This window comes from Pseudomonas sp. AC211, from assembly GCF_979258055.1.
In genome coordinates this window covers 226,830-246,242 of record NZ_OZ409830.1, presented here as the reverse complement: position 1 = coordinate 246,242, position 19,413 = coordinate 226,830, and the positions used below count along the sequence as shown (strand labels likewise).

At 55.3% G+C, this 19,413-nt stretch carries 13 protein-coding genes, 4 tRNA genes and 2 pseudogenes; all 19 read right to left on the bottom strand.

Annotated elements, in window-relative coordinates; translation table 11 throughout:
* Positions 1–2: 2 nt before the first annotated feature.
* Positions 3–314, bottom strand: coding sequence for a 30S ribosomal protein S10 (gene rpsJ, locus ACZZZP_RS01175; protein ID WP_003186070.1), 312 nt, complete (start codon positions 312–314; stop codon positions 3–5).
* 141 nt (positions 315–455) lie between these two features.
* The gene (gene tuf / locus ACZZZP_RS01170; protein ID WP_122453844.1) at positions 456–1,649 is read right to left on the bottom strand and encodes an elongation factor Tu; all 1,194 of its coding nucleotides are present in this window, start codon (positions 1,647–1,649) and stop codon (positions 456–458) included.
* A gap of 32 nt (positions 1,650–1,681) precedes the next feature.
* Positions 1,682–3,787, bottom strand: coding sequence for an elongation factor G (gene fusA, locus ACZZZP_RS01165; protein WP_122453850.1), 2,106 nt, complete (start codon positions 3,785–3,787; stop codon positions 1,682–1,684).
* A 30-nt stretch (positions 3,788–3,817) separates the two neighbouring features.
* The gene (gene rpsG / locus ACZZZP_RS01160; protein ID WP_002555493.1) at positions 3,818–4,288 is read right to left on the bottom strand and encodes a 30S ribosomal protein S7; all 471 of its coding nucleotides are present in this window, start codon (positions 4,286–4,288) and stop codon (positions 3,818–3,820) included.
* A gap of 150 nt (positions 4,289–4,438) precedes the next feature.
* Positions 4,439–4,810: a 30S ribosomal protein S12 gene (gene rpsL / locus ACZZZP_RS01155; RefSeq protein ID WP_003186084.1), complete on the bottom strand. Its 372-nt coding sequence runs from the start codon at positions 4,808–4,810 to the stop codon at positions 4,439–4,441.
* Positions 4,811–4,991: 181 nt separating this feature from the next.
* A complete protein-coding gene (gene rpoC, locus ACZZZP_RS01150; protein ID WP_463384580.1) occupies positions 4,992–9,185 on the bottom strand; it encodes a DNA-directed RNA polymerase subunit beta' in 4,194 nt (1,397 codons plus the stop codon).
* A gap of 62 nt (positions 9,186–9,247) precedes the next feature.
* Positions 9,248–13,322 (bottom strand): annotated as a pseudogene (gene rpoB / locus ACZZZP_RS01145) (DNA-directed RNA polymerase subunit beta).
* 220 nt (positions 13,323–13,542) lie between these two features.
* Positions 13,543–13,911, bottom strand: coding sequence for a 50S ribosomal protein L7/L12 (rplL, locus tag ACZZZP_RS01140; RefSeq protein ID WP_122453847.1), 369 nt, complete (start codon positions 13,909–13,911; stop codon positions 13,543–13,545).
* A gap of 78 nt (positions 13,912–13,989) precedes the next feature.
* Positions 13,990–14,490: a 50S ribosomal protein L10 gene (gene rplJ, locus ACZZZP_RS01135; protein ID WP_108096540.1), complete on the bottom strand. Its 501-nt coding sequence runs from the start codon at positions 14,488–14,490 to the stop codon at positions 13,990–13,992.
* A 200-nt stretch (positions 14,491–14,690) separates the two neighbouring features.
* Positions 14,691–15,386, bottom strand: coding sequence for a 50S ribosomal protein L1 (gene rplA / locus ACZZZP_RS01130; protein ID WP_122453846.1), 696 nt, complete (start codon positions 15,384–15,386; stop codon positions 14,691–14,693).
* Positions 15,386–15,817, bottom strand: a complete 432-nt coding sequence (gene rplK / locus ACZZZP_RS01125; protein ID WP_108096542.1) for a 50S ribosomal protein L11 — start codon at positions 15,815–15,817, stop codon at positions 15,386–15,388. The genes rplA and rplK overlap by 1 nt, the downstream gene beginning before the upstream one ends.
* Positions 15,818–15,932: 115 nt before the next feature.
* Positions 15,933–16,465: pseudogene (gene nusG, locus ACZZZP_RS01120) on the bottom strand (transcription termination/antitermination protein NusG).
* 9 nt (positions 16,466–16,474) lie between these two features.
* The gene (gene secE / locus ACZZZP_RS01115) at positions 16,475–16,843 is read right to left on the bottom strand and encodes a preprotein translocase subunit SecE (protein WP_463384579.1); all 369 of its coding nucleotides are present in this window, start codon (positions 16,841–16,843) and stop codon (positions 16,475–16,477) included.
* A gap of 49 nt (positions 16,844–16,892) precedes the next feature.
* Positions 16,893–16,968: transfer RNA gene (locus ACZZZP_RS01110), tRNA-Trp, on the bottom strand.
* Between the two features lie 52 nt (positions 16,969–17,020).
* A complete protein-coding gene (gene tuf, locus ACZZZP_RS01105; protein WP_122453844.1) occupies positions 17,021–18,214 on the bottom strand; it encodes an elongation factor Tu in 1,194 nt (397 codons plus the stop codon).
* A gap of 83 nt (positions 18,215–18,297) precedes the next feature.
* Positions 18,298–18,373 (bottom strand) — tRNA-Thr (locus ACZZZP_RS01100).
* A 29-nt stretch (positions 18,374–18,402) separates the two neighbouring features.
* A tRNA-Gly gene (locus ACZZZP_RS01095) sits at positions 18,403–18,476 on the bottom strand.
* A 24-nt stretch (positions 18,477–18,500) separates the two neighbouring features.
* A tRNA-Tyr gene (locus ACZZZP_RS01090) sits at positions 18,501–18,584 on the bottom strand.
* Positions 18,585–18,725: 141 nt separating this feature from the next.
* Positions 18,726–19,406, bottom strand: a complete 681-nt coding sequence (locus ACZZZP_RS01085; protein ID WP_463384578.1) for an SPOR domain-containing protein — start codon at positions 19,404–19,406, stop codon at positions 18,726–18,728.
* Between the last annotated feature and the right edge of the window lie 7 nt (positions 19,407–19,413).

Here is a 19,413-nt window from a genome sequence, read left to right as displayed (position 1 = left end):
TTTTAGCCGAGGCTGATCTGAACTTCTACGCCAGCTGCAAGATCAAGCTTCATAAGAGCGTCAACGGTTTTATCCGTTGGCTGGACGATGTCCAGAACGCGCTTGTGAGTGCGAATCTCGTACTGGTCACGCGCGTCTTTGTTGACGTGCGGGGAAACCAGAACAGTGAAACGCTCTTTGCGAGTGGGCAGAGGAATCGGACCACGCACTTGAGCACCAGTACGTTTCGCGGTTTCCACGATTTCCTGGGTGGACTGGTCAATCAGGCGATGATCAAAAGCCTTCAACCGAATCCGGATTTGTTGATTTTGCATTGTCCACAGACTCCCAGTTGCTATTCCCAACGCGCGCAATACGCCCGTTAAAAGGAGGCGCAATTCTATAGATGCCCCCTACGGGTGTCAACTCAATAAAAAAACCCCCGCAAGCGGGGGTTTTTTCTAGCCAATCAACGATTACTCGATGATTTTGGCAACTACGCCAGCACCAACGGTACGGCCGCCTTCGCGAATCGCGAAACGCAGACCATCTTCCATGGCGATCGACTTGATCAAGGTAACAACCATCTTGATGTTGTCGCCTGGCATTACCATCTCAACGCCTTCCGGCAGTTCGCAGCTACCAGTAACGTCGGTAGTACGGAAGTAGAACTGAGGACGGTAGCCTTTGAAGAACGGAGTGTGACGACCACCTTCGTCTTTGCTCAGGATGTAAACCTCAGCTTCGAACTTGGTGTGCGGCTTAACCGAACCCGGCTTGGCCAGTACTTGACCACGCTCAACGTCTTCACGCTTGGTACCACGCAGCAGAACGCCGCAGTTCTCGCCAGCACGACCTTCGTCGAGCAGTTTGCGGAACATTTCAACGCCGGTACAGGTAGTCTGAGTGGTGTCACGCAGACCAACGATTTCCAGAGGCTCTTGAACCTTGACGATACCGCGCTCGATACGACCGGTAACTACAGTACCGCGACCCGAGATCGAGAATACGTCTTCGATTGGCATCAGGAATGGCTTGTCGATAACACGAACTGGCTCAGGAATGTAGCTATCCAGAGTCTCAACCAGCTTCTTAACAGCGCTGGTGCCCATTTCGTTGTCGTCTTGGCCGTTCAAAGCCATCAGAGCCGAACCGATGATGATCGGAGTGTCGTCGCCTGGGAACTCGTAAGTGCTCAGCAGATCACGAACTTCCATCTCTACCAGTTCCAGCAGCTCAGCGTCGTCCACCATGTCAGCCTTGTTCAGGAAGACAACGATGTAAGGAACGCCTACCTGACGGGACAGCAGGATGTGCTCACGAGTTTGCGGCATCGGACCATCAGCGGCCGAGCAAACCAGGATCGCGCCGTCCATCTGCGCAGCACCGGTGATCATGTTTTTCACGTAGTCGGCGTGACCTGGGCAGTCAACGTGTGCGTAGTGACGCACGGCCGAATCGTATTCAACGTGAGCGGTGTTGATGGTGATACCACGAGCTTTTTCTTCTGGAGCGCTGTCGATCTTGTCGAAGTCAACGCGAGCCGAACCGAAAACCTCGGAGCAAACACGAGTCAGCGCAGCGGTCAGAGTGGTTTTACCGTGGTCAACGTGACCGATGGTGCCAACGTTGACGTGCGGTTTGTTACGTTCAAATTTTTCTTTAGCCACGACAATAAACTCCTTGCCTAAAGGGGCTGAAATCAGCCTTGTTTTTTAACCAGAGCTTCGACGATGTTCGACGGAGCCTCGGAGTATTTAGAGAATTCCATGGAGTAGCTCGCGCGACCCTGAGACATGGAACGGACGTCGGTCGCGTAACCGAACATCTCACCCAACGGCACTTCGGCACGGATAACCTTGCCGGAAACCGTATCTTCCATACCCTGAATCAAACCACGCCGACGGTTCAGGTCACCCATCACGTCACCCATGTAATCTTCCGGGGTTACCACTTCAACTTTCATGATCGGCTCAAGCACAACACCGCCGCCCTTCTGGGCCAGCTGCTTGGTCGCCATGGATGCTGCGATTTTGAACGCCATCTCGTTGGAGTCGACGTCGTGGTAGGAACCGTCAAACACGGTAGCCTTCAGGCCGATCAGCGGATAGCCGGCGACGACGCCGTTCTTCATCTGCTCTTCGATACCTTTCTGGATTGCCGGGATGTATTCCTTCGGAACCACACCACCCACAACCTCGTTCACAAACTCCAGACCTTCCTGACCTTCGTCAGCCGGTGCGAAGCGAATCCAGCAGTGACCAAACTGGCCACGACCGCCGGACTGGCGAACGAACTTGCCTTCGATCTCACAGCTCTTAGAGATCTTCTCGCGGTAAGAAACCTGCGGCTTACCGATGTTGGCTTCTACACCGAACTCGCGCTTCATGCGGTCGACGAGAATATCCAAGTGCAACTCACCCATACCGGAGATGATGGTCTGGCCAGTCTCTTCATCGGTCTTGACGCGGAACGACGGGTCTTCCTGAGCAAGCTTGCCCAGAGCGATACCCATCTTTTCCTGGTCATCCTTGGTCTTAGGCTCAACGGCAACCGAAATAACCGGCTCCGGGAAGTCCATACGAACCAGGATGATTGGCTTTTCAGCAGAGCACAGGGTGTCACCGGTAGTGACGTCCTTCATGCCAATCAGAGCAGCGATGTCGCCAGCGCGTACTTCTTTGATCTCTTCGCGAGTGTTCGCGTGCATCTGAACCATACGGCCCACGCGCTCTTTCTTGCCTTTAACCGAGTTGATCACGCCGTCGCCGGAGCTCAACACGCCCGAGTAAACACGGGCAAAGGTCAAAGTACCCACGAATGGGTCGGTGGCAATTTTGAATGCCAGAGCAGAGAAAGGCTCGCTGTCGTCTGCGTGACGCTCCATCTCGACAGTCTCGTCATCCGGGTCGGAACCCTTGATGGCCGGGATGTCGACAGGAGCAGGCAGGTAGTCGACAACAGCATCGAGAACCAAAGGCACGCCTTTGTTCTTGAACGAAGAACCACAAACAGCCAGGACGATTTCGCCAGCGATAGTACGCTGACGCAGAGCGGCCTTGATTTCCTCGTTGGTGAGTTCTTCACCTTCAAGGTATTTGTTCATCAGCTCTTCGTTGGCTTCAGCGGCAGCTTCAACCATGTTGCTGCGCCACTCGTCAGCCAACTCTTGCAGCTCGGCCGGGATAGCTTCGCGACGAGGAGCCATGCCCTTGTCGGCGTCATCCCAGTAAACAGCTTCCATGGTCATCAGATCGATCTGACCCTGGAAGTTGTCTTCAGCACCGATAGCCAACTGGATTGGCACCGGAGTGTGACCCAGACGCTGCTTGATCTGACCAACTACGCGCAGGAAGTTTGCGCCAGCACGGTCCATCTTGTTTACGTAAACAAGACGTGGAACGCCGTATTTGTTGGCTTGACGCCATACGGTTTCCGACTGTGGCTCAACGCCCGAAGTACCACAGAACACAACGACGGCGCCGTCGAGTACGCGCAGCGAGCGCTCTACTTCGATGGTGAAGTCAACGTGCCCGGGGGTATCGATGATGTTGAAGCGGTAGCTGTCTTTGTGCTGCTTAACGGAGCCAGACCAGAACGCAGTAGTAGCAGCGGAGGTAATGGTGATACCGCGCTCCTGCTCCTGAACCATCCAGTCCATGGTCGCGGCGCCATCATGCACCTCGCCCATTTTGTGGTTCACGCCTGTGTAAAAAAGCACGCGCTCGGTGGTAGTGGTTTTGCCAGCATCCACGTGCGCCACGATACCGATGTTACGGTAGCGGGAAATCGGTGTAAGACGAGCCATAAAGCCCTCGCAATATTAGAAGCGCTGAATTTAGAAGCGGTAGTGCGAAAATGCTTTGTTGGCTTCAGCCATACGGTGCACGTCTTCACGCTTCTTAACTGCAGCACCTTTGCCTTCAGCAGCATCCAACAGTTCGCCAGCCAAACGCAGGGCCATGGATTTCTCGCCACGCTTACGGGCGAAATCCACCAACCAGCGCATGGCCAGGGCGTTACGACGGGACGGACGAACTTCGACCGGAACCTGGTAAGTAGCACCGCCTACACGGCGCGACTTCACTTCGACCAGCGGAGCGATGGCGTCGAGAGCTTTCTCGAAGATTTCCAGGGGATCGCTGTTCTTACGCTCTTTAACCTTCTCCAAGGCGCCATAAACGATACGCTCGGCAACGGCTTTCTTGCCGCTTTCCATTACGTGGTTCATGAACTTGGCCAGGATCTGGCTACCGTATTTTGGATCGTCAAGCACTTCGCGCTTGGCTGCTACACGTCTTCTTGGCATGGATAAGCCCTCAAACGGTCTTCAGGTTAGCCCGGGAACAATAAAACCTCTGGATGACAATCCTGGGTTAAACGCCCGACCTTACTCTTATCGACTCAGAAAAATGAAAATCTATTTTGGGTGAAACGACCGATCACTCGGACGCCGCACTTACTTCGGACGCTTGGTACCGTATTTCGAACGGCCCTGGTTACGACCTTTAACACCGGAAGTATCCAAAGAACCACGAACGGTGTGGTAACGAACACCTGGCAAGTCTTTTACACGACCGCCGCGGATCAGTACCACGCTGTGTTCTTGCAGGTTGTGGCCTTCACCGCCGATGTACGAGGAAACCTCGAAACCGTTGGTCAGACGCACACGGCATACTTTACGCAGTGCCGAGTTAGGTTTTTTCGGCGTGGTGGTATACACACGGGTGCATACGCCACGACGTTGCGGGCAGTTCTGCAGCGCAGGCACGTCGGATTTCTCGACGATACGCTTACGCGGCTGACGTACCAGCTGGTTGATAGTTGCCATCTACTAGCTCCACTGTTGTCTTTCGACGCTATTGTCTTACAAGAAAAACAAAATGGCAGGACATGAGTCCCGCCAAATTTAGGGGTACAAGAGTCTAAAGAGCTTCTGGCACCCCGTCAAGACAAGGCCCGGTGAGGCTTCCGCTTCACCGGGCCCTGACCCGATTGGCAACCTGTAGTGATTACAGGTTGTTCAACGCTTCCGACAGTTGAGCTTCAGCTTCGCTGGCGCTCACTTGAACCGGCTTGCCGGCTTCACGACGACGCTTGCGCTCGCTGTGATAAGCCAGACCGGTACCGGCCGGAATCAGACGACCCACAACCACGTTCTCTTTCAGGCCGCGCAGGAAGTCACGCTTGCCTGTAACTGCAGCCTCAGTGAGTACGCGGGTGGTTTCCTGGAAGGAAGCCGCAGAGATGAACGACTCGGTCGACAACGAGGCCTTGGTAATACCCAACAGAACGCGGTCGAACTTGGAGATAAATTTATCGTCCGTGCTCAGACGCTCGTTCTCACCCAGTACGTGTGTCAGTTCCATCTGGTCGCCCTTAATGAAACTGGAGTCGCCGGATTCGGTGATCTCAACTTTACGCAGCATCTGACGCAGGATGGTCTCGATGTGCTTGTCGTTGATCTTCACGCCCTGCAGGCGGTAAACGTCCTGGATCTCGTTGACGATGTACTTGGCCAGCGCGCTGACGCCCAACAAACGGAGGATGTCGTGCGGATCGCTCGGACCGTCGGAGATGACTTCGCCGCGGTTCACTTGTTCGCCTTCGAAGACGTTCAGGTGACGCCACTTCGGAATCAGCTCTTCGTACGGATCGCTACCGTCGTTCGGGGTGATAACCAGACGGCGTTTGCCTTTGGTTTCCTTACCGAACGCGATGGTGCCGCTGACTTCCGCCAGGATCGAGGCTTCTTTCGGACGACGCGCCTCGAACAAGTCGGCAACACGCGGCAGACCACCGGTGATGTCGCGGGTTTTCGAAGTTTCCTGCGGGATACGGGCGATAACATCACCGACACCCACTTGCACACCATCCGCCACACCGACCAGGGCGTTGGCTGGCAGGAAATACTGAGCCGGTACGTCGGTACCTGGCAGCAGCAAGTCTTTGCCATCGATGCCAACCATCTTCACAGCGGGACGGATGTCCTTGCCGGCGGCCGGGCGATCTTTCGGATCCAGTACTTCAATGTTGGTCAAACCCGTCAATTCGTCAGTCTGACGCTTGATGGTGATGCCTTCTTCCATGCCCACATACGTCACGGTACCTTTCATTTCGGTAACGATCGGGTGGGTGTGCGGATCCCATTTGGCGACGATAGCGCCGGCATCCACTTTGTCGCCTTCCTTGACGGAAATAACGGCGCCGTACGGCAGCTTGTAACGCTCACGCTCACGACCGAATTCATCGGCCAGAGCCAGCTCACCGGAACGCGATACTGCAACCAGGTTGCCATCAGCACGCTCAACGTGTTTCAGGTTATGCAGACGGATTGTGCCGCCATTTTTCACCTGAATGCTGTCAGCAGCGGAGGTCCGGCTTGCCGCACCACCGATGTGGAACGTACGCATGGTCAGCTGGGTACCCGGCTCACCGATCGACTGAGCAGCAATTACGCCAACAGCTTCGCCGATGTTGATCTGGTGACCACGAGCCAGGTCGCGACCGTAGCACTTGGCGCAAATACCGTAGCGGGTTTCGCAGCTGATCGGCGAACGCACGATCACTTCATCGATGCTGTTCAGCTCGATGAACTCAACCCACTGCTCATCAACCAATGTGCCGGCTGGAACGATGACTTCTTCAGTGCCTGGTTTGAACACGTCGCGAGCAATAACTCGGCCCAGTACGCGCTCACCCAAAGGCTCAACTACGTCACCGCCTTCAATGTGCGGCGTCATCAGCAACCCGTGCTCAGTACCGCAATCGATCGCGGTAACAACCAGATCCTGAGCTACGTCAACCAGACGACGAGTCAGGTAACCGGAGTTCGCGGTTTTCAACGCGGTATCCGCCAGACCTTTACGAGCACCGTGCGTGGAGATGAAGTACTGAAGTACGCTCAGGCCTTCACGGAAGTTCGCGGTGATCGGCGTCTCGATGATCGAGCCGTCCGGCTTGGCCATCAGGCCACGCATACCAGCCAGCTGACGAATCTGAGCTGCCGAACCCCGGGCACCGGAGTCAGCCATCATGTACATGGAGTTGAAGGACTCCTGATCCACTTCTTTACCATGACGGTCGATGACCTTCTCTTTCGAGAGGTTCGCCATCATCGCCTTCGACACTTCGTCGTTGGCCTTGGACCAGAGGTCGATCACCTTGTTGTACTTCTCGCCCTGGGTAACCAGGCCCGAGGCGTACTGGCTTTCGATTTCTTTAACTTCTTCGGTGGCCGCATCAATGATGCGCGCTTTCTCATCAGGGATGACAAAGTCATTCACACCGATGGAAACGCCGGAGATAGTTGAATAGGCGAAGCCGGTGTACATCAACTGGTCAGCGAAAATCACGGTGTCCTTCAAGCCAACGGTGCGATAGCACTGGTTGATCAGCTTGGAGATCGCCTTTTTCTTCATCGGCTGGTTGACGACGTCGTACGGCAGGCCAGCAGGAACCACCTGGAACAACAGCGCGCGGCCGACGGTGGTGTCAACGATGCGAGTGTTCTTGGTGATGCTGCCATCGCGGTCTTTGATGACCTCGTTGATACGCACCTTAACTTTGGCGTGCAGCGCTGCTTCGCCGGCGCGGAATACGCGGTCGACTTCCTGCAGGTCTGCAAACACGCGGCCTTCGCCTTTGGCGTTGATCGCTTCGCGGGTCATGTAGTACAGACCCAGTACAACGTCCTGCGACGGAACGATGATTGGCTCACCGTTGGCTGGCGACAGAATGTTGTTGGTCGACATCATCAACGCGCGCGCTTCCAACTGGGCTTCCAGTGTCAGCGGTACGTGTACGGCCATTTGGTCGCCGTCGAAGTCGGCGTTGTACGCGGCGCAGACCAGCGGGTGCAGCTGAATAGCTTTACCTTCGATCAGTACTGGTTCAAACGCCTGGATACCCAGACGGTGAAGGGTCGGGGCACGGTTGAGGAGTACGGGGTGTTCGCGAATCACTTCGGCGAGAACGTCCCAAACCTCTGGCAGCTCGCGCTCAACCATTTTCTTCGCGGCTTTGATGGTGGTGGCCAGGCCACGCATTTCCAACTTGCCGAAAATGAACGGCTTGAACAGCTCGAGGGCCATCTTCTTCGGCAGACCGCACTGGTGCAGGCGCAGAGTCGGGCCCACGGTAATAACGGAACGACCGGAGTAGTCCACGCGCTTACCGAGCAAGTTCTGACGGAAACGACCTTGCTTACCCTTGATCATGTCGGCCAAGGATTTCAGCGGACGCTTGTTCGAGCCAGTGATGGCACGACCGCGACGGCCGTTATCGAGCAAGGCGTCAACCGCTTCCTGCAGCATGCGCTTTTCGTTGCGCACGATGATGTCCGGTGCGGACAGATCGAGCAGGCGCTTCAGACGATTGTTACGGTTGATTACCCGACGATACAGATCGTTGAGGTCGGAAGTGGCGAAACGACCACCATCCAGCGGAACCAATGGACGCAGATCTGGCGGCAGAACCGGCAGAACGGTCAGCACCATCCACTCTGGGTGGTTTCCGGAACCCTGGAAGGCTTCCATCAACTTCAGACGCTTGGACAGCTTCTTGATCTTGGTTTCAGAGTTGGTCTGCGGAATCTCTTCACGCAGGCGGCCGATTTCGTGCTCCAGATCGATAGCGGTGAGGAGCTCGCGAACAGCCTCGGCACCCATACGGGCGTCGAAGTCGTCACCGAACTCTTCGATGGCTTCGAAATATTGCTCGTCGTTCAGCAACTGACCCTTTTCCAGGGTAGTCATGCCCGGATCGATAACGACATAGCTCTCGAAATAGAGAACGCGCTCGATATCACGCAGGGTCATGTCCAGCAGCAGGCCGATACGGGACGGCAGCGATTTCAGGAACCAGATGTGGGCAACCGGCGAAGCCAGTTCGATGTGCGCCATGCGCTCACGACGAACCTTGGCCAGCGCAACTTCAACGCCGCACTTCTCGCAGATCACGCCACGGTGCTTGAGGCGCTTGTACTTACCGCACAAGCACTCATAGTCTTTTACTGGGCCAAAGATCTTGGCGCAGAACAGGCCGTCACGCTCAGGTTTGAACGTACGGTAGTTGATGGTTTCCGGCTTTTTAACTTCACCGAAGGACCACGAACGGATCATCTCTGGCGACGCCAACCCAATACGGATGGCATCGAACTCTTCGACTTGACCCTGGTTTTTCAGCAAATTCAGTAGGTCTTTCAAGGCCTTTCCTCCTGGCGGAGCAAGGAGCGGGCTCTACAGCCCCGCTCCCATTGCGCTTCGTGTTATTCGGTTTCCAGATCGATATCGATACCGAGCGAACGGATTTCTTTGATCAACACGTTGAAGGACTCGGGCATGCCCGGCTCCATGCGGTGATCACCGTCCACGATGTTTTTGTACATCTTGGTACGGCCGTTCACGTCATCCGACTTAACGGTCAGCATTTCCTGCAGGGTGTACGCGGCGCCATATGCTTCCAACGCCCAAACTTCCATCTCCCCGAAGCGCTGACCACCGAACTGCGCCTTACCACCCAGCGGCTGCTGGGTAACCAGGCTGTAGGAACCGGTAGAACGAGCGTGCATCTTGTCGTCCACCAGGTGGTTCAGTTTCAGCATGTACATGTAGCCAACGGTTACGCGGCGCTCGAACTGATTGCCGGTACGGCCATCGAACAACTGCATCTGGCCGCTTTCCGGCAGATCTGCCAGTTTCAGCATGGCCTTGATTTCGCTTTCCTTAGCACCGTCGAATACAGGCGTTGCCATCGGCACGCCGCCACGCAGGTTCTTCGCCAGATCCAGAATTTCCTGGTCAGACAGGTCTGCCAGCGTTTCTTGACGGCCACCGATCTCGTTGTAGATCTGGTGCAGGAACTTACGCAGCTCAGCAACCTTGCGCTGCTCTTCGAGCATGCGGTTGATCTTCTCGCCCAGACCTTTGGCCGCGAGGCCCAGGTGAGTTTCGAGGATCTGACCGACGTTCATACGCGAAGGTACGCCCAGCGGGTTGAGAACGATATCGACCGGAGTGCCATAGGCATCGTGCGGCATGTCTTCAACCGGCATGATCACGGAGACCACACCCTTGTTACCGTGACGACCGGCCATCTTGTCGCCCGGCTGGATGCGACGACGGATTGCCAGGTAAACCTTGACGATTTTCAGCACGCCAGGAGCCAGGTCATCGCCTTGCTGCAGCTTGCGCTTCTTGTCTTCGAACTTGTCGTCGAGCAATTGGCGGCGATCAACGATATAAGCCTGCGCTTTCTCAAGCTGCTCGTTCAGAGCATCTTCAGCCATACGCAGCTTGAACCACTGACCACGCTCGAGGCCGTCGAGGAACTCGTCCGTGATCTCGGCGCCTTTCTTCAGACCTGCGCCGCCTTCAGCTTTCTTGCCAACCAGGGCAGAACGCAGACGTTCGAAGGTTGCACCTTCAACAATACGGAACTCTTCATTGAGGTCCTTACGGATCTCGTCGAGTTGCATCTTCTCGATCGACAGTGCACGAGCGTCTCGCTCTACGCCGTCACGGGTGAAGACCTGCACGTCGATAACAGTACCTTTGGTACCAGTCGGTACGCGCAGAGACGTGTCTTTAACGTCGGAAGCCTTCTCACCGAAGATGGCGCGCAGCAGCTTCTCTTCCGGAGTCAGCTGGGTCTCGCCTTTCGGAGTGACCTTACCTACCAGAATGTCGCCGGCGCCAACTTCAGCACCCACGTAAACGATACCGGCTTCGTCCAGCTTGTTCAGCGCAGCTTCGCCCACGTTCGGAATGTCCGACGTAATCTCTTCTGGCCCGAGCTTGGTGTCACGTGCCACACAGGTCAGTTCCTGAATGTGGATCGTGGTGAAACGGTCTTCCTGAACCACACGCTCCGACAGGAGGATGGAGTCTTCGAAGTTGTAACCGTTCCAGGCCATGAACGCGATGCGCATGTTCTGACCCAGCGCCAGTTCACCCATATCGGTGGACGGGCCGTCGGCCAGGATGTCGCTGCGCTCGACCTTGTCACCTTTGCTCACCAGCGGACGCTGGTTGATGCAGGTGTTCTGGTTCGAACGGGTGTATTTGGTCAGGTTGTAGATGTCTACACCGGCTTCGCCAGTTTCAACTTCATCATCAGCAACACGAACCACGATACGGCTGGCATCGACCGAGTCGATCACGCCGCCGCGACGAGCCACGACGCAAACGCCGGAGTCGCGCGCAACGTTGCGCTCCATGCCGGTACCAACCAGCGGCTTGTCCGAACGCAGAGTCGGAACAGCCTGACGCTGCATGTTCGAACCCATCAACGCACGGTTGGCGTCGTCGTGCTCGAGGAACGGAATCAACGAAGCGGCGACGGACACAACCTGCTTCGGCGAAACGTCCATCAGCGTGACGTCTTCCGGCACCTTGACGGTGAACTCGTTCAAGTGACGAACAGCTACCAGCTCGTCTACCAGCTGACCTTTCTGGTTCATCGTTGCCGATGCCTGAGCGATCACGTGGTCTGCCTCTTCAATTGCAGAGAGGAACACGATTTCGTCAGTAACCAAGGTGTCCTTCACCACACGGTACGGGCTCTCGAGGAAGCCGTACTGGTTGGTGCGGGCATAGGCTGCCAGGGAGTTGATCAGACCGATGTTCGGACCTTCCGGCGTTTCGATCGGGCAAACACGACCGTAGTGAGTCGGGTGTACGTCACGAACTTCGAAGCCGGCACGCTCACGAGTCAAACCACCCGGGCCGAGAGCAGAAACGCGGCGCTTGTGAGTGATCTCGGACAGCGGGTTGTTCTGGTCCATGAACTGCGAAAGCTGGCTCGAACCGAAGAACTCTTTCACCGCCGCAGCCACAGGTTTGGCGTTGATCAGATCTTGCGGCATCAGGCCTTCGCTTTCAGCCATCGACAGACGCTCTTTGACCGCGCGTTCTACGCGCACCAGGCCCACACGGAACTGGTTCTCGGCCATCTCGCCAACACAACGCACGCGACGGTTACCCAGGTGGTCGATGTCATCGACGATCCCTTTGCCGTTACGGATGTCGACCAGCGTCTTGAGAACTTCGACGATGTCTTCCTTGCTCAATACGCCCGAACCTTCGATTTCGGTACGACCGATACGACGGTTGAACTTCATGCGACCTACAGCGGAGAGGTCGTAGCGCTCAGCGCTGAAGAACAGGTTGTTGAACAGGGTCTCGGCGGCGTCCTTGGTAGGTGGCTCGCCTGGACGCATCATGCGATAGATCTCAACCAGCGCTTCCAATTGATTGGTAGTGCCGTCGATTTTCAATGTGTCGGAGATGAACGGACCGCGGTCGATATCGTTGGTGTACAACGTTTCGATACGCACGACCTGAGCCTTGGCAATTTTCGCCAGGATCTCGGTGTTCAGCTCGGTGTTGCATTCAGCGATGATTTCGCCGGTAGCCGGGTGCACGATGGCTTTTGCCGAGGTACGACCGATTACGTAGTCCAGCGGCACTTCCAGGGTTTTGATCCCGGACTTGTCCAACTGGTTGATGTGGCGCGCAGTGATACGGCGGCCTTGCTCAACGATGACCTTGCCCTTCTCGTCTTTGATATCGAGAACAGCAATTTCGCCACGCAGACGGTGCGGAACCAGCTCAAGGCTGAGGTTCTCGCCCTGTACGTGGAACACGTTGGTCTCATAGAACGCGTCGAGCACTTGCTCAGTGGTGTAACCCAGAGCGCGCAGCAGTACGGAGGCCGGCAACTTGCGGCGACGGTCGATACGTACGAATACGGCGTCTTTCGGGTCGAACTCGAAGTCCAACCACGAACCGCGGTAAGGAATGATGCGCGCCGAGTACAGCAGCTTGCCCGAGCTGTGAGTCTTGCCACGGTCGTGGTCGAAGAACACACCTGGGGAGCGGTGCAGCTGGGACACGATGACGCGCTCGGTACCGTTGATAACGAAGGTACCGTTCTCGGTCATCAGGGGGATTTCCCCCATGTAGACTTCTTGCTCTTTGATGTCCTTGATCGCTTTGTTCGACGATTCCTTATCGAAAATGATCAGACGGACTTTTTACCCGCAGCGGCACGGCGAATGTCACGCCACGCAGCACGCACTCTTTCACGTCAAATGCCGGTTCGCCCAGGCGATAACCGACATATTCCAGAGCAGCATTGCCGGAATAGCTGATAATCGGGAAAACGGACTTGAAGGCCGCATGCAGGCCGATGTCGCGGAACTGATCCTTTGTAGCTCCCGCCTGCAGGAATTCGCGATACGAATCCAGCTGGATGGCCAACAGATAAGGCACATCCATGACATCCGGCAACTTGCTAAAGTCCTTGCGGATACGTTTTTTCTCAGTATATGAGTAAGCCATCAGCGTTCCCCAGCTTGGTCACCTGCTTATTTGGCTCCTCCCGACGGGAGCAGCCAGAAAATCTTGCAAACTCTCGGTTTGCGCCACCCCTCGGGGCGGTTACTGCTTCAGCTACAGGCCAACCCTCGAAGGCGGCCTATAACGGAAAAAGGCCGGTGGCAATTGCCACCAGCCATCAGCCTTTCGCTCAACGCTTGGGCTGTAGACGCAAGGTCGTCGCTTACTTGAGCTCGACTTTAGCGCCTGCTTCTTCCAGGGCTTTCTTGGCAGCTTCGGCTTCGTCTTTCGACACGCCTTCTTTAACGATGCCAGGAGCGCTGTCAACAACAGCTTTAGCTTCTTTCAGACCCAGACCGGTCAGTTCACGAACGACCTTGATCACGTTTACTTTCTTCTCGCCGGATTCAAGCAGCATTACGTTGAATTCGGTTTGTTCTTCAGCAACAGCAGCTGGGCCAGCAGCTGGGCCAGCGGAAGCAGCAGCAGCGCTAACGCCGAACTTCTCTTCCATTGCTTTGATCAGCTCAACGATTTCCAGAACGGATTTCTCGCCGATTGCGTCGATGATTTCTTGATTAGACAGAGCCATGACTCTAATTCCTGTATTGGGGTGACAGCCTACGCGGCCATCGAAATAAACAATAAACGCGAAAGGAGTTGCTCAGCCTCAGGCTGCGGCAGCTTCTTTCTGGTCGCGAAGGGCCGCCAGAGTACGAGCCAATTTGCTGGTTGCGCCTTGAATCACGCTCATCAGCTGAGAAATTGCTTCGTCACGGGTCGGCAGGCTTGCCAGTACGTCGATCTGATTAGCTGCGAGGAACTTGCCCTCGAACGCAGCTGCCTTGATCTCGAACTTATCCTGACCTTTGGCGAACTCTTTGAACAAACGGGCAGCAGCGCCAGGATGTTCGTTAGAGAATGCAACCAGGGTCGGGCCGGTGAACACGTCGTTGAGCACGTCATATTGAGTGCCGGCAACGGCGCGTTTGAGCAGGGTGTTACGTACAACACGTACGTAAACGCCAGCTTCACGAGCCTCTTTACGGAGTCCGGTCATTGCGCCTACTGTCACACCACGGGCATCAGCCACGACAGCGGACAGAGCGACTTTGGCAGCCTCGTTGACTTCAGCGACGATGGCCTTCTTGTCTTCGAGTTTAATTGCCACGGGTTAACTCCTGCTTGTTACGTTTCATCTGGCCGGAGCCGGATGTCGTTTGGTGTCAGATTCCGTAAGGAACCGGGAGCACCATCTGCGTAGGCTTGTGGTTTAAGACTTGCGTCGCCTACGGTCTTGGATAGCCCCCGCCAGGCAGGGACCCCAATCTTTCAACAATCGGAGCAATTACTTGCTCCGACTGATTTGTCTTACGCGTCCAGCGAGCCCTGATCGATAACCAGGCCTGGGCCCATGGTGGTGCTCAGAGTAACGCGCTTAACGTAGATACCTTTCGAAGAGGCTGGCTTGATGCGCTTGAGATCAGCGATCAGGGCCTCAACGTTTTCCTTCAGCTTGATGGCTTCGAAGCCAACTTTGCCAACGGAAGTGTGGATGATGCCGTTTTTGTCGGTGCGATAACGAACCTGACCAGCCTTGGCGTTCTTCACGGCAGTGGCTACGTCTGGAGTTACGGTGCCGACTTTAGGGTTAGGCATCAGGCCACGCGGACCGAGGATCTGACCCAACTGACCTACAACGCGCATGGCGTCCGGGGAAGCGATAACTACGTCGTAGTTCAGCTCGCCGGCTTTCATTTCAGCAGCCAGCTCATCCATACCAACGCGATCAGCGCCGGCGGCCAGAGCAGCTTCAGCTGCCGGGCCCTGAGTGAACACTGCGACGCGAACGGTTTTACCGGTGCCGTGCGGCAGAACGGTAGCGCTACGCACAACCTGGTCGGATTTACGTGGGTCAACGCCCAGATTCACAGCGATGTCAAACGACTCGGTGAACTTAACTTTCGACAGCTCGCCCAGCAGGGTGGCCGCTTCTTCGAAGCTGTAAGACTTGCCGGCAACAACTTTCTCGGCAATAGCCTTTTGGCGCTTGGTCAACTTAGCCATTACACACCCTCCACGTTAAGGCCCATGCTGCGAGCAGAGCCAGCGATGGTGCGTACGGCTGCGTCCATATCAGCAGCGGTCAGATCAGCCTGCTTGGTCTTGGCGATCTCTTCGAGCTGAGCACGAGTAACGGTGCCAACCTTGACGCTGTTCGGGCGAGCCGAACCGCTAGTCAGACCAGCAGCTTTCTTCAACAGAACCGAAGCTGGGGTGCTTTTGGTTTCGAAGGTGAAGCTACGATCGCTATAAACAGTGATGATCACTGGAGTCGGCAGACCAGGTTCCATGCCCTGAGTCTTGGCGTTGAACGCCTTGCAGAATTCCATGATGTTCACGCCATGCTGACCGAGAGCCGGGCCGACGGGCGGGCTAGGGTTAGCTTGTGCAGCCTTTACTTGCAGCTTGATATAAGCCGTGATTTTCTTAGCCATTAGCTACTCCAATTCGGGTTCTGACGCCTTTCGGCTCCCGGTTTACTTACGTGTTTATCCCAGTGACGACAAAACCCCGCAGCCTGAGACTGCGGGGTACGGGATGCTTTGTCAGCTATGCCTTTTCGACCTGACTAAACTCCAGCTCAACCGGAGTGGAGCGACCAAAAATGGTCACAGCCACCTGAATCCGGCTTTTTTCATAGTTCACTTCTTCGACAACACCACTGAAGTCAGCGAACGGACCGTCAATAACGCGGACCATCTCACCTGGCTCAAACAGTGTTTTCGGCTTTGGCTTGTCGCTACCATCAGCGACGCGACGCAGAATTGCATCAGCCTCTTTATCGGTAATAGGTGCTGGCTTATCAGCGGTACCGCCAATGAAGCCCATGACTCGAGGCGTATCCTTGACCAAGTGCCAAGTGCCTTCGTTCATGTCCATCTGCACCAGAACATAACCGGGGAAGAACTTGCGTTCACTTTTGCGCTTCTGGCCATTACGCATCTCAACCACTTCTTCAGTGGGAACCAGAATCTCGCCGAACCCATCTTCCATGCCGGCCAGCTTGACGCGCTCGATCAGAGAGCGCATTACATGCTCTCGTAACCCGAGTAAGCATGCACAACGTACCAACGCTTAGCCACGGGACACCTTTAACCAACAATCATGGAAACAAGCCAGCCTAGCAGGGAGTCAAGCCCCCATAGCAACAGCGCCATCACCAGCACAACCGCCACTACGATGAGTGTGGTCTGCATGGTTTCCTGGCGAGTCGGCCAAACGACTTTGCGAATTTCAACCCGAGCTTCTTTAGCCAGCCCGAAAAATGCCTGCCCTTTAGCTGTTTGCAGCGCGATTGCAGCGGCAACCGCTGCAATCGCCAACAAACCCAGGACACGGTACAGAATCGGCTCACCAGAGAAGAACTGATTGCCAACCACGCCAACCACCACCAAAGCAACTACAACGAGCCACTTGAGCAGATCAAAGCGCGATTCTTTGGCTTCAGCCTTAACAGTCATTTACGAGGATCCTGTGAAAGGAGTGCCAGTTTCAATTTCTTGATAAAACTGGCAGGTCAGGAGGGAATCGAACCCCCAACCTACGGTTTTGGAGACCGTCGCTCTGCCAATTGAGCTACTGACCTAAAACAAAATCAGGCCGACCATTATGCCGGCCTGATGGGGACTAATCAACGATTACTCGATGATTTTGGCAACTACGCCAGCGCCAACGGTACGGCCGCCTTCGCGAATCGCGAAACGCAGACCATCTTCCATGGCGATCGACTTGATCAAGGTAACAACCATCTTGATGTTGTCGCCCGGCATTACCATCTCAACGCCTTCCGGCAGTTCGCAGCTACCAGTAACGTCGGTAGTACGGAAGTAGAACTGAGGACGGTAGCCTTTGAAGAACGGAGTGTGACGACCACCTTCGTCTTTGCTCAGGATGTAAACCTCAGCTTCGAACTTGGTGTGCGGCTTAACCGAACCCGGCTTGGCCAGTACTTGACCACGCTCAACGTCTTCACGCTTGGTACCACGCAGCAGAACGCCGCAGTTCTCGCCAGCACGACCTTCGTCGAGCAGTTTGCGGAACATTTCAACGCCGGTGCAGGTAGTCTGAGTGGTGTCACGCAGACCAACAATTTCCAGAGGCTCTTGAACCTTGACGATACCGCGCTCGATACGACCGGTAACTACAGTACCGCGACCCGAGATCGAGAATACGTCTTCGATTGGCATCAGGAATGGCTTGTCGATAACACGAACTGGCTCAGGAATGTAGCTATCCAGAGTCTCAACCAGCTTCTTAACAGCGCTGGTGCCCATTTCGTTGTCGTCTTGGCCGTTCAAAGCCATCAGAGCCGAACCGATGATGATCGGAGTGTCGTCGCCTGGGAACTCGTAAGTGCTCAGCAGATCACGAACTTCCATCTCTACCAGTTCCAGCAGCTCAGCGTCGTCCACCATGTCAGCCTTGTTCAGGAAGACAACGATGTAAGGAACGCCTACCTGACGGGACAGCAGGATGTGCTCGCGAGTTTGCGGCATCGGACCATCAGCGGCCGAGCAAACCAGGATCGCGCCGTCCATCTGCGCAGCACCGGTGATCATGTTTTTTACGTAGTCGGCGTGACCTGGGCAGTCAACGTGTGCGTAGTGACGCACGGCCGAATCGTATTCAACGTGAGCGGTGTTGATGGTGATACCACGAGCTTTTTCTTCTGGAGCGCTGTCGATTTTGTCGAAGTCAACGCGAGCCGAACCGAAAACCTCGGAGCAAACACGAGTCAGAGCAGCGGTCAGAGTGGTTTTACCGTGGTCAACGTGACCGATGGTGCCAACGTTGACGTGCGGTTTGTTCCGTTCAAACTTTTCTTTAGCCATCAGAGCGTCTCCCATCGATTAAGTGCGCGAACCACGCAACCATTAAAACAAAGGCAGATATCTGCATATCTGCCTTTTAATAATGGAGCTCTTGAGCGGATTCGAACCGCTGACCTCACCCTTACCAAGGGTGTGCTCTACCAACTGAGCTACAAGAGCGAACTCTTTAAAACAAATTACTGCAAACATGGAGCGGGTAGCGGGAATCGAACCCGCACCATCAGCTTGGAAGGCTGAGGTTCTACCGTTGAACTATACCCGCGGAGCCTGCAGCTCTCGCTAAATATGGTGGAGGGGGAAGGATTCGAACCTTCGAAACTCGCGTGTCAGATTTACAGTCTGATCCCTTTGGCCACTCGGGAACCCCTCCAAAGTGAGGCGGCATTCTCTTCGCATGCCACCCTACTGTCAAGCAATTCCTCATAAAAAACTTGAGGTTAGCGCAATCGACAGCAACTTTTCAGAACACCCCGAAAGGCAACCCTGCAAAGCGGGCGCCATTCTATTCAAACTAATTGGGCGATGCAACGCTTTCGCAAGGCATTAATTGATGTTGCAGGCCGCCAAAATCTCTTGCCAACAGTTGCAGCAATCCATCATCAACCAACCGGCGACTACCCGGAGCAATTCGCACCCAGAAATTGCGATGCGCACGAGGCAACTCACGCATCTGAGGCTCGTACCCCACCTCACGCAGCCTCTGCATCACGCTTTCTGCAGACTCATTACGAGGAAACATGCCTAGCGAAATACCGTTCGAAAGATCGCCTTGAGTGATGATGTAGCTGTCTATTTTTCTTGCCTGCAGCTCTTTTAACTGACGCAAGGATGCCTGGCGCGAGGCGAGCGGCGGCAAGTAAACCCAATAATCGAGCCCTGCCGGAGCATCCACAACCTGGACGCTAGACTGAATATCCAACGTAATCAGACGCTGCTCCACCAGCCTTGCGGATTCTTCGTGATCGAAACCACCGAGATACATACACACCTCGGCAGCCTCAGCAGGCTCGTCGTCTGAACGCTCGCGGCGACGCTGCGCGCTGTCGGACTCGCTAAGCAAGCGAATGTCACGACGCACCTCCTGATGCAAAGATAAAGGCGCGATTTCCTTGGCACGAAGCGGGGCCTGCTGCTGATGCCAGACGTAGTAGAAAAGATTCAAGACCAGCAGAAACAGAAACAACCAACGCATATGGACC